The organism is Mycolicibacterium wolinskyi, assembly GCF_002101965.1.
In the GTDB taxonomy this organism is placed as follows: domain Bacteria; phylum Actinomycetota; class Actinomycetes; order Mycobacteriales; family Mycobacteriaceae; genus Mycobacterium; species Mycobacterium wolinskyi.
This window is the reverse complement of record NZ_LQQA01000029.1, coordinates 378,017-389,193: the sequence shown is the minus strand read 5'-3', so window position 1 is coordinate 389,193 and position 11,177 is coordinate 378,017. Positions and strand designations below refer to the sequence as shown.

Annotated in this window: 11 protein-coding genes; 2 read left to right on the top strand and 9 right to left on the bottom strand. The window is 66.8% G+C overall.

What is annotated here, in order from left to right; translation table 11 throughout:
• From AWC31_RS23045 to AWC31_RS23005, 9 genes are read right to left on the bottom strand one after another with little or no spacing between them, the layout of a single operon-like run.
• Positions 1 to 1,056 carry an acyl-CoA dehydrogenase family protein gene (locus AWC31_RS23045; RefSeq protein WP_085146250.1) on the bottom strand — a complete coding sequence of 352 codons (1,056 nt, stop codon included), beginning with the start codon at positions 1,054 to 1,056 and terminating at the stop codon, positions 1 to 3.
• The gene (locus AWC31_RS23040) at positions 1,053 to 1,829 is read right to left on the bottom strand and encodes an enoyl-CoA hydratase-related protein (protein WP_085146249.1); all 777 of its coding nucleotides are present in this window, start codon (positions 1,827 to 1,829) and stop codon (positions 1,053 to 1,055) included. Before AWC31_RS23040 ends, AWC31_RS23045 begins: the two co-directional genes overlap by 4 nt.
• Before the next feature lies 1 nt (position 1,830).
• The gene (locus AWC31_RS23035; RefSeq protein ID WP_085146248.1) at positions 1,831 to 2,712 is read right to left on the bottom strand and encodes a 3-hydroxyacyl-CoA dehydrogenase family protein; all 882 of its coding nucleotides are present in this window, start codon (positions 2,710 to 2,712) and stop codon (positions 1,831 to 1,833) included.
• Between the two features lie 8 nt (positions 2,713 to 2,720).
• Positions 2,721 to 3,599 carry a 3-hydroxyacyl-CoA dehydrogenase family protein gene (locus AWC31_RS23030; protein ID WP_085146247.1) on the bottom strand — a complete coding sequence of 293 codons (879 nt, stop codon included), beginning with the start codon at positions 3,597 to 3,599 and terminating at the stop codon, positions 2,721 to 2,723.
• 18 nt (positions 3,600 to 3,617) lie between these two features.
• The gene (locus AWC31_RS23025; RefSeq protein WP_085146246.1) at positions 3,618 to 4,370 is read right to left on the bottom strand and encodes an SDR family NAD(P)-dependent oxidoreductase; all 753 of its coding nucleotides are present in this window, start codon (positions 4,368 to 4,370) and stop codon (positions 3,618 to 3,620) included.
• Positions 4,367 to 5,590: an acyl-CoA dehydrogenase family protein gene (locus AWC31_RS23020; RefSeq protein WP_085146245.1), complete on the bottom strand. Its 1,224-nt coding sequence runs from the start codon at positions 5,588 to 5,590 to the stop codon at positions 4,367 to 4,369. Before AWC31_RS23020 ends, AWC31_RS23025 begins: the two co-directional genes overlap by 4 nt.
• A complete protein-coding gene (locus tag AWC31_RS23015; protein WP_085146244.1) occupies positions 5,587 to 6,378 on the bottom strand; it encodes an enoyl-CoA hydratase/isomerase family protein in 792 nt (263 codons plus the stop codon). Before AWC31_RS23015 ends, AWC31_RS23020 begins: the two co-directional genes overlap by 4 nt.
• Positions 6,375 to 7,601, bottom strand: coding sequence for a CaiB/BaiF CoA transferase family protein (locus tag AWC31_RS23010; RefSeq protein WP_085146243.1), 1,227 nt, complete (start codon positions 7,599 to 7,601; stop codon positions 6,375 to 6,377). The genes AWC31_RS23015 and AWC31_RS23010 overlap by 4 nt, the downstream gene beginning before the upstream one ends.
• A gap of 29 nt (positions 7,602 to 7,630) precedes the next feature.
• Positions 7,631 to 9,013 carry an MFS transporter gene (locus AWC31_RS23005; RefSeq protein WP_085146242.1) on the bottom strand — a complete coding sequence of 461 codons (1,383 nt, stop codon included), beginning with the start codon at positions 9,011 to 9,013 and terminating at the stop codon, positions 7,631 to 7,633.
• Between the two features lie 304 nt (positions 9,014 to 9,317).
• On the opposite strand from AWC31_RS23005, the gene AWC31_RS23000 reads away from it, so the two are divergent.
• Both AWC31_RS23000 and AWC31_RS22995 read left to right on the top strand, forming a co-directional pair.
• Positions 9,318 to 9,923, top strand: coding sequence for a TetR/AcrR family transcriptional regulator (locus AWC31_RS23000; RefSeq protein ID WP_085146376.1), 606 nt, complete (start codon positions 9,318 to 9,320; stop codon positions 9,921 to 9,923).
• Positions 9,924 to 9,950: 27 nt separating this feature from the next.
• On the top strand, positions 9,951 to 11,162 hold the full coding sequence (locus tag AWC31_RS22995; RefSeq protein ID WP_085146241.1) for an acyl-CoA dehydrogenase family protein: 1,212 nt from the start codon (positions 9,951 to 9,953) through the stop codon (positions 11,160 to 11,162).
• The last annotated feature ends 15 nt before the right edge of the window (positions 11,163 to 11,177 follow it).

Below are 11,177 nucleotides of genomic sequence, written 5' to 3'. Positions count from 1 at the left end.
TTACTTCGCGAGGGTTTTCGCAGTGGCGCCGACCAGTGTTCGGGCGGCCGCGGTGACCTGTCCTCCGATGGCGGCCGCGGCCCGCAACGACACGGCATCGCGAAGATGCCGCTCGGCGCTGTATTCGGCGAGATAGCCGTAACCACCGTGGGATTGGAGTGCTCCGGCCGCGACATCGATCGCGGCGTCGAGTGCGTGCATGGCGACCGCGGCGGCCTGCACGGGGTCTTCGCCGGCGCCAAGCACCGCGCCGAGGATGAGAACGGCACGCGCGGTTTGTTCCATCAACGACTGGCGCACGGTCGAGATCGCCGTGAGCGTGTCGCCGAACTGGCGGCGGTCCGCCGAGTAGGAGGCCGCCGCATCGGCTGCCACCCCGGCGATGCCCGCGGCAACCGCGGCGACCCCGAGGCGCAGCCGCACCCGGGCCGCGTCGACATCCACCGCGCCGAGTCGGTGCACGTGCGTGCCGTTCGCATCGACCTCCAGGGATCGAGTGAGGGCACCACTCAAACCGGTGCGGCGCAACGCCTTCGGGGTGAACGCCGCAGGCTCGATGAGCGCGGCACTGGTGGCGTCGAGCAGCACGAGTAGGTGCGGCGCGTCGGCCGCGGCGTCGACCCGGTCCACCGTCCCGCTGATCGCATCGCCACTGAACTCCAGGCGGACATGGGGTGATTCGGTGTCGACCACCGCCACCGCGGTGGTGCCGGCGTGCAGTTTGGCGACCAGACTGCTGAACCGGGGATCGGTCGCGAGCACGTCGACCGCGGTATGTGCCTGCACCGCAGCCCAACCCAGTGCGGGCCAGGACCGGCCGAGGCGTTCGAACGCCACCGTTGTCAGGGTGCGGTCGGCTCCGCCGCCGCCGGCCGATTCGGCAGTGCCCAGGGTCCAGACCCCGAGTTCGGCCAGCTCTCCCACGAGCGCGGCGACCGCCGCGGAATCGTCGTCGAGCACGGGTGCGTGCGCGGCGATGAATTCGTCGAGCATGGTCTGCAGGCCGCGGCCATCGTCGTCGACCGCGGGGCCCCACCATCGCGCCGAAGAGCTCACGACCAGAAGCTCTCGGTCTTGGGTTGCCTGCGTTCGCCGAACGAGGCACTGACCTCATGCGCCTCCTGCGTCTGCAGGTACAGGGTGAGCTGTTGGTCGTGGGCCATCCGGGCCTGGCCCGATACGCCGTTGTGGCGCGCCGAGAACGCGCCTTTCAGCGCGCCGATCGCCAGCGGGCTGCGGGTCGAGATCTCCCGCGCGACTTCGGTGGCCCGGGCGGCCAGTTCGCCCGGCTCGACAACCTCGTTGACCAACCCCATGGCCGCTGCCTGTGCGGCGGTGTATTTGTTGTTGAGGTACCACATCTCCTTGGCCCGTTTACGGCCGATCGTGTCTTCGAGGTACCAGGTTCCGTAACCGGCATCGAAGCTCCCGACCATCGGGCCGACCTGCCGGAACACCGCGTTGCTCGAGGCGATCGACAGATCGCACACGGTGTGGAGCACGTTGCCGCCGCCGACGGCAAAACCGTTGACCGCCGCGATGATCGGCTTCGGGATGGTGTCGATCGCCTGGTACACGTCGATGATCGGCAACACCTGCGATTGGTCGAGCGACGTCACCGGATCGTGTTCGCCGCCGATGCAGAAGAACTTCTCGCCGGCACCCGTCAGTACCGCCGCGCGCAGGTCACGGTCGAGGCGGAACTTCTGCAGCGCGTCGAACAACTCGAGGCACGTCTGACGCCGGAACTTGTTGCCCGCCTCCGGCCGGTTGATGGTGATGGTGAGCACCGGGCCGTCGGTCTGAGTCAGGATGTCGTCGTAGCTCATGTCAGCTGTTCTCCGAATCGTGGGTGCGGAATCCGTTGTTGGTCTTGTTCCCGAGCCGGCCCGCGGCCACCATCTGGTGCAGCAGCGGCGGCGGTGCGTAGCGCGGATCGCGTGTCGCGGCGTAGGCAGCCTCGGTCGCATGCAGCTGCACGTCGAGGCCGATCATGTCGAGCAGTTCCAGTGGGCCGGCCTTGTAGCCGAGCCCGAGCTTGATCGCGGTGTCGATGTCCTCGGCGGTGGCCAGCCCGTCGTCGAGTTCGGTGATGACGTCGTTGAGGTAGGGCAGCAGCAGGGCGTTGACGAGGAAGCCCGGCCGGTCCTTCACCACGATGGCGTCCTTGTCACCGAATGTGTCGACGAGCGCGACGAGACGGTCGATGAGTGCATCGTCGGTCTGCAGAGCCCGAACCACCTCGACCGTGCGCATGAGCGGTGCCGGGTTGAAGAAGTGCAAACCCGCCACGCGCGCCGGATTCGGCAGTGCGGCAGCCAGATCGGTGACCGACAGCGCCGAGGTGTTGGTGCAGATCGGTGTTTGATCGCCGACGACTTCGGCGACCTTTCCGAGCAGTGCCTTCTTGATGTCGGGGTCCTCGGTGACCGACTCCACCACGAGGTCGACGGAGGCCAGATCGGCCGCCTCGGTGGTGGCGCTGATCCGGGCGAGGACAGCGGCCTTGTCGGCTTCGGTGATCTTGCCTTTCGCGATACCGCCGTCGAGGAATCGCTCGATGACAGCCAGCCCCGCGGCGATGCGGTCCTGATCCGTTTCCAGAACGACGACGTCGCGACCCGAGGCGGCGAACACCTGGGCGATGCCCGCGCCCATGGTGCCGAGCCCCAGCAGCCCGACGGTGGTGAATTCTGCAGCGGCGGTATTCATCTCACTCCTCACGACCCGAACAGCCGGGTGTCGTCGTACTCATAGAATCCGCGACCGGTCTTGCGGCCCAGATCGCCTGCTGCGACCATCCGTTCGACCATCGGCGGCGGGAAGAAACGCGGATCACGCAGTTGCTCGTACAGCCGGGTGGCGACCTGCTGGTGGATGTCCATGCCGACGATGTCGAGCAGCCGGAACGGACCCATCGGGTGGCCGAGGGCACCGAGCACCGCGGCGTCGATCGACTCCTTGGTACCCCAGCCGGCCTCCAGTGCGTGAATGCAGGAGTTCTCCCACGGGATGAGGAACCGGTTGACGATGAAGCCGGGCCGGTCCTTGGTCACGACGCTCGTCTTGCCCAGCGACGCGAGGAACTCGACCGTCGCCTTGTGCGCCCAGTTGGCGGTGTGCCTGCCGTCGGCCACCTCGACGAGCTTCATCAAGGGCGCCGGATTGCAGTAGTGCGTGCCGACCACCCGTTCGGGCAGCCTTGAGCCCGAGGCGATTCCGGTCACCGGCAGCGTGGAGGTGTTCGTATGGAAGAGCGTGGACGCCGACACGATGCCGTCGAGCCTGCCGAACGTCTCCTTCTTGAGGGCGAGATCTTCGAACACTGCCTCCACGACGACGTCACACGGTGCCAGGTCGTTGAGATCGGTGCTGCCGGACAGGGTTTCTTTGGCTGCACGGCCTGCCGCCTCGTCCAGCTTGCCGATGCGCACGCTCTTGTCGAAGAAGCCGTGCACGGTATCGATGCCGCGCTTGAGGTTGGTCTCGTCGATGTCGTAGAGGATGGTGCAATGTCCGGCGCGGGCCATCACCGTGGCGATGCCGGAGCCCATGGTTCCCGCGCCGAGGACCGCGACGGTCTTCGTGTCGTTGGTCACGATTGTCTCCTGGTTGTCTCAGCGGACGCTCTGGCCGCCGTCGATCACGATCACTTCGCCGGTCATGAAGTCCGATGCGCGGCTTGCCAGTAGCAGCAGCCATGACGTGAGTTCGTCCGGTTCGCCCATCCGGCGGGCCGGGATCGCCCGCACCACCTTGGCCAGCGTGTCGGCGTCGGCACGCATCTCCGCGTTGAGGGGTGTCGCGAAGTAGCCGGGCGCGAGCGCATTCACCTGGATGTTGTGCCGGGACCATTCGATGGCCATCGATCGGGTGAAGGCGATGACACCGGCCTTGGACGCCGAGTATGCCGCGTGGTTGGCCACGCCCTGCAGGGCGAAGTTGGAGGCGATGTTGACGACCTTGCCGGATCCCTGGGCGACGAGGTGGCGCCCGGCGGCCTTGGTGGCGAGGAAGGTGCCGCGCAGGTTGGTGGCGACCACACGGTCCCATTCGTCGGCGGATTGGTCGATCAGCGGTGTCGATGCGACGATGCCCGAGTTGTTCACGAGAACGTCGATGCGGCCGAAGGTCTCGACGGTCGCGTCGGCCATGCGCTCGACCGACGCCTCGTCGGTGATGTCGGTCGGGCAGGCCAGGGCCTGGCCGCCGGCCGCTTTCACCTCGTCGACGAAGCTGTCGAGTTCGCTTGCCGTCCGAGCCGCGACCGTGACCGCAGCGCCGGCCCGCGCCAGCCCGTGGGCCATCGCCCGGCCGAGGCCACGTCCGGCACCTGTCACGATCGCTACTTTTCCGGTCAGATCGGTCATGCCAATTCCCCTATCGCGCGGGTGATCTCGCGTCCGACGAGCAGTCGCTGGATCTCGTTGGTGCCGTCGTAGATCTGGGTGACCTTGGCGTCACGCAGGCACCGCTCGACGCCGAGTACTTCGAGGTCGCCGTACGGACCGAGGATCCGGCAGGCCTGTACCGCGGCCGTGAAGCCCAGGTCGGTGCAGCTCTGTTTCATGATGCCGATCTGGCCCGGCGTGACGTCCGGATTGATGTCGACCTGACGGGCGACCGCGTGTAACAACAAGCGGCCCTGTAGGATTCGGCCGCGCAGGTCCGCCAGTGCGAAGGTGTCTTCATCCGGCAGGCGTGTTCCGTGCATGCGGATCAAGGCTGCCAGGGTCCGGGCATACGCCGCGCGGGCGAGCCCCACGCCCTGCGCGGCGGCGCTGATCCGGGACTTCACGACCGAGCTCATCACGACCGACCAGCCCCGGCCCTCCTCGCCGAGCAGATGGTCTCGGGGCACCGCCACCTGATCGAAAAACAGTTCCGCAGTGCTGGACCCGTGCATGCCCATCTTCTCGAACGGCCGGCCGTGGCCGACCCCGTCCCAGCCGCCGTCGACCACGAAGGCCGTGATGCCGTTACGGCCCGCGGTCCGGTCTACGGTGGCGAAGCAGATGATGACGTCTCCGCGGTCACCGGTGGTGATGAAGGTCTTCTGGCCGCTGATCGACCAGCCGTCAGCGGTTGGGGTCGCGGTGGTCGTCAGGCTCGAGACGTCGGAGCCGGCATCGGGTTCGGTGATGCCCAACGAACCGTAGCGGGACCCGTCGAGCAGTCCCGGGATGTAGCGCTGCTGCAGGTCTTCCGAGCCCGCGAGCATGATCGGGTAGGCGACGTGCATCTGTGTCATGAACACCAGGCTCGTCGCCGCACATCCGGCGGTGATCTCCTCCATCGCCACCGCGTACGCGACATTCGTATCGCCGGTACCGCCGAGATGTTCGGGGAAGATCAAGCCGCACAATCCTTCTGCGGCGAGTGCCTGGACGCTGTCGTGCGCGAATTCGTGGGTGCGGTCGAGATGAGCCGCACGCGGGGCGATCTCGCGGGCGACGACATCACGCGCGAGCGTGCGCACCTGTAGTTCACGCTCGCTGAGGCCAGCATCGGCGGCCGGCTCGTCCAGCAGCGTGTGCAGGGCGATGTAGGCCTTGGGGTCGGTATCGAGATCGAGTGGCTCGATGATCACATCCGTCCTTCCGGATTGGCGAACTTCGCCGGCCGGCGTTCGAGAAACGCTGCGATGCCCTCGGTGGACTCCTCACCCGAGATTGCCAGGGCGGCCAGGCCGGTCTCCACACCGAGTCCGGCATCGATCGGCCCGTCGCGGCCCACGTCCAGCGCATGCAGGATCGCGCGCACCGCCAGTGGCCCCTGCCCGGCAATGTTCTCCGCGACAGCCGTCGCGGTCGACAGTAGTTCCGCCGGCTCGACCGGCGGCACCGGGGTCAACCCCAATGCATAGGCGCGGTCGGCGTCGAGCCTGGTCCCGGTGAGCATGAAATGAGCGGCCACTTTCTCCCCAACCACCCGCGGAAGCCGCTGAGTACCACCGTAACCGGGAATGAGGCCGAGCCCCGACTCGGGCAGGCCCATGGAGGCCTTCGTCGACAGCACCGGAATCGTGCATGCCAGGACCAGCTCGAAGCCGCCGCCCAGCGCGACGCCGTTGACCGCCGCGATCACCGGGATGGCGGCCCGCTCGATGGCGCGGAACGCCTGCTGACCGCGGCTCATCGTCTCGTGTGCCAGATCGGGTCCCATACCCGCGAGTTCTTTGAGGTCGGCGCCCGCGCTGAACGCCTTCTCCCCCGCCCCGGTGACGATGACAGCACGCACCCCTGGATCGTCGGCGGCGTCGCGCACCGCGGCCGCGAGACCCGAGACGACCTCGCTGTTGAGGGCGTTGAACGCTTCGGGACGGTTGATGGTCAGCGTCGTGATGTCGCCGACGCGATCGATGTTCAGCGTGCTCACGAGACCGCCTCCCGGGTGAGGTCGGGCTCCGCGACAGCACCCGCGGCGAGGAGCCCGGCTATGTCGTCGGAACCGTAGCCGAGTTCTTCCAGTATTCGGCGCGAGTCGGCACCGAGGTCCGGGAATCGCTCATTGCGAACGGCGACGCCTCCGAGCCGGAACGGGCTGCGGACGGTGACCAGGCGTTCGGCGGATTCGGGCACCGGCATCAGTGAACCCCGCGATACCACTTGTGGATCCTTGACCACTTCCGAGAGAGTTTGGACCAGCGAGACCGGCACATCGACCTCACCGAGGATGCGGACCCAGTCCGCGGCGGTGCGCGTCGCGAGCCGCTCGGCGATCACCGCGGTGATCCTGGGCCGGTGCGCGCGTCGGCCGGCGTTGTCGGCCAGTGCCGGATCGGCCGCCAGGTCAGGCAGGTCGACGGCCGCGCAGAACCGCTGCCACATGGCATCGTTGCCGATCGCGACCACGATCGTGCGGTCGGCCGCTTCGAACGGCTGATACACCGCCAGCACCGAGTCCGTGCCGCCGCTAGGTGCCGGCTCGGGCTCGCCCGCGTGGAAGGCCGCGATCCGCGGGGCCATCAGGGCCAGGTCGGTGTCGAGCAACGAGACGTCGATCGTCTCGCCCTCACCCGATCGAGTCTGGCGCACCAGCGCGGCGCTGATCGCGATCGCGGCACACATGCCCGTCACGACGTCCGACAGTGCGGTCGACACTCGCTGCGGACTGCGGCCCTTCTCCCCGGTGACCGACATCAGGCCCGAACGTGCTTGAGCCACAAGGTCGTAACCGGGAAGGTCACTGTCCGGGCCGTCCAGGCCGAACCCCGACATCGCGCAGTAGACGAGGCGGGGGTTGCGCGCGTGCAGCGTGTCGGCGTCGATGCCCATGCGCACCAGCTTGGCCGGGTTCATGTTCTGCAGGAAGACGTCGGCGGTGTCGAGCAGGCGCAAAAGCACATCGCGGCCGCCGTCGGTGCGCAGGTCGAGCACGAGTGACTGCTTGTTGCGATTGGCCGATGCGAACCAGGCCGAGGTTCCGTCGACGAACGGCGGACCCCAACCGCGGGCGTCGTCACCATGTCCGGGACGCTCCGCCTTGACGACCGTGGCGCCGAGGTCTGCCAGATACATCGCGGCGGTGGGTCCGGCGTACGAGGTCGTCATGTCGACGACCTTGACGCCGTTCAGCGGTCCGGCGGTTGTGGAGGTCATGGTGCTGTTTCTTCCTGACGGTTTCGCTGTCATTTCGCCCGCACGCTCGGCACCGGCTCGCCGGTGATCTCGTCTTGCAGTGAATCGTTCGTGCGCAGAACGTCTTTCACATTCGGACGGGTCACCCAGTCGATGTCGTCGTTGACGGTTTCCCGCGACACCCACACGGCGAACAAGGTCAGCACGCCGCCGATCATGATGTAGACCGACAATGGCCACGCGGCCTCGAAAGTGCCGAACAGTGCGGTGGCCACGAACGGCACCGGCGCACTGAACATCAGGCCGCCGATCGTGTAGGCGATGCCCGCACCGCTGTAGCGCAGCTGCGTCGGGAAGATCTCTGGCAGGAAGCTCGCCATCGGCGCGTAGGTGAGGGTGTGGCAGATCGGCAGGGCGAGCACCAGTGCCAAGAAGATTGCGGCAGTGTTGTGCGTGTCGATGAGCCAGAAGAACGGGAATCCCAACGCGATCGTCGCGGCCGCGCCGACCATGAGCAGCGGTCGCCTGCCGAACCGGTCGCACAGCATCCCAGCCATCGGAATCGTCGCCATCTGCAGGACCGATGCCACGCACACCGCGCCGAGTACCGTGTTGCGGCCGATGCCGTCACCCACGCCGTAGGTCAGCGCGAACACCGTGGCCATGTAGAACGGGATGTTGGCTGCCGCGATCGAGAGGGCACCGAGGACGACACCCTTCCATGCTCTGCGGAACACCACGCCCGCCGGGAATCGCTCCTCCTGCCGGTTCTCCTTGAGGGAACGGAACGCGGGCGAATCTTCGAGCTTGAGCCGGATGTAGAGGCCGGTCAGGACGAGAACGGCGCTGAAGATGAGCGGAATTCGCCAGCCCCACGCCATCATGGCGTCCTCGGGGAGTAACTGGACGAGGAAGAACATCGCGGTCGCGAGTACGAGGCCGAACGGCACGCCGACCTGGGGCCAGCTGCCGTAGAAGGCCCGCTTGCCCTTGGGCGCGTGCTCGACTGCCATCAGGACCGCACCGCCCCATTCCCCGCCGAGCGCGAGGCCCTGCAGGAGCCGGCACACCACGAGCAGGATCGGCGCCAGGATGCCGACCTGCTCGTAGGTGGGTAGCAGCCCGACGGCGACGGTGCCGACACCCATCATCAGCAGGCTGATGACGAGCATGTGTTTGCGGCCGATCCGGTCACCGAAGTGTCCGAAGATCAAGGCGCCGAGCGGCCGGGCAGCGAATGCGACGCCGAAGGTCGCGAACGACGACAGCGTTCCGATGAGCGGGCTCAGATCCAGGAAGAACAGCTTGCTGAAGACCAGGGCCGCAGCTGTCCCGAAGATGAAGAAGTCGAAGAACTCGATGGTCGTGCCGACCAGGCTGGCGGCGGCGACACGGGAGATCGAGGTGTCCGGACGCTTCGTTGCGTTTGCCACGCCGCTTCCTCTCTTGACGAAGTATGACCCGGTGCGGAATTCGGCACCGGTGTAACGCGGACTACGTCTACATTCGACACCATAACTTCTGTTGGACATTTGGTGCAAGGTCCAACATTTACATTGCAGTTCGTCGGCCAATGCGCCTTGTGCTCATCGGAGCATCCGACTAAATAGCCCTTACCTGCACAAATACGATCCGGTCGAATGTGAGGTCAGCGTAATGTCCAACATTCATCGACTGCGGAGGCTGCTACCGGCCACCCGCCGTGCGCGCACAAAGGTGAGTGAGTACTCTCTCACCATGCCCACGGGACGAGACCGGCTCTTGGCCGCGGCGCTCAAGCTGTTCGCCGCCAAGGGTTACGCGGCGACGTCGGTGGCCGAGATCCAGCAGGAGTCCGGCTTGGCGCCGGGGTCGGGTGCGCTGTACAAGCATTTCGGCTCCAAGCGCGAGCTTCTCGAGGCCGCCGTCACGCACCGCATCGACAGCATCGTCGCCGCGCGCGAAGAGTTCGATGCCGGAAAGCCCAGGTCAGTCGAGGACGCCGTGCGCAGCGCCGGCGAGCTGATCTGGACCAATCTGACCCAGAGCGAGGAACTGCTCAGGGTCATGTTGCGCGAGCCGCACGAACTCGGCGAACTCGATCAGAAGACGTGGCAGGTCATCACCGACAACGCCTACCAACGATTCGCCGACGAGCTGACGGCGTCCAACCGCGCCGGCCGCACGAACATTCCCGACCCCGAGGCCAGTGCGGCGGTCGCGATCGCATCACTTTCCTACGCCGCGACACTGCGGGCGCTGACCGGGCGTTCCCCCGGCAACGTCGACCACGACCGCTACTTCGAGGCGTGGGTGGTCCAGACGGTCAGCCTTATCGAACAACACCGACTGCACAACCGTTGAACCCCAACCATATTCAGGAGTAAAGCCGTGACGTTCTCACTACAACTCAGCGACGACGTGATCGAGGTCCGAGACTGGGTGCACCGGTTCGCGGCCGACGTCGTCCGGCCCGCCGCCGCGGAATGGGATGAGCGCGAAGAGACGCCGTGGCCGGTGATCCAGGAGGCCGCCAAGGTCGGCCTCTACTCCCCCGAACTGTTCGCCCAGCAGGCGGCCGAGCCGTCGGGCCTCGGCATGCTCACGGTCTTCGAGGAGTTGTTCTGGGGCGACGCGGGCATCGCACTGTCGATTCTGGGCACGGGACTGGCGGCAGCGGCCTTGGCGGGCAACGGAACTCCCGAACAACTCGGCCGCTGGCTGCCGGAGATGTTCGGCACCGCCGACGAACCGAAGCTCGGCGCGTTCTGTTCGTCGGAACCCGATGCGGGATCCGACGTCGGCGCCATTCGCACCCGGGCCCGGTGGGACGAGGCAACGCGTGAGTGGGTACTCAACGGCACCAAGACCTGGGCCACCAACGGCGGCATCGCCAACGTCCACATCGTGGTTGCGTCGGTCTACCCCGAACTCGGCTCCCGCGGCCAGGCGACGTTCATCATCCCGCCCGGCACGCACGGCCTCGTGCAAGGACAGAAATTCAAGAAGCACGGCATCCGGGCATCGCACACGGCCGAGGTGGTGCTCGACAACGTCCGGTTGTCGGAAGATCTCATCCTCGGCGGCCGGGAGAAGTTCGAGGAGCGGATCGCCCGCGTCAAGTCCGGTTCGTCGGCCCGCGGGCAGGCCGCGATGAGGACCTTCGAACGCACCCGGCCGAGCGTCGGCGCCATGGCGGTCGGCGTGGCGCGCGCGGCCTACGAGTACGCCCTCGACTACGCCTGCCAGCGTGAGCAATTCGGCCGTAAGATCGGCGAGTTCCAGGCTGTCGCGTTCAAGCTCGCCGACATGAAGAGCCGGATCGACGCCGCGCGGCTGCTGGTGTGGCGAGCCGGCTGGATGGCCCGCAACAACCAGAACTTCGACTCCGCCGAAGGGTCGATGGCCAAGCTCGTGGCCAGCGAGACCGCCGTTTACGTGACCGACGAGGCCATCCAGATCCTCGGCGGCAACGGCTACACCCGCGACTATCCGGTCGAGCGCATGCACCGCGACGCCAAGATCTTCACGATCTTCGAAGGGACGAGCGAGATTCAGCGCCTGGTGATCTCGCGCGCGCTGACCGGATTGTCGATCCGGTAGCGAGTACTGTCGGCG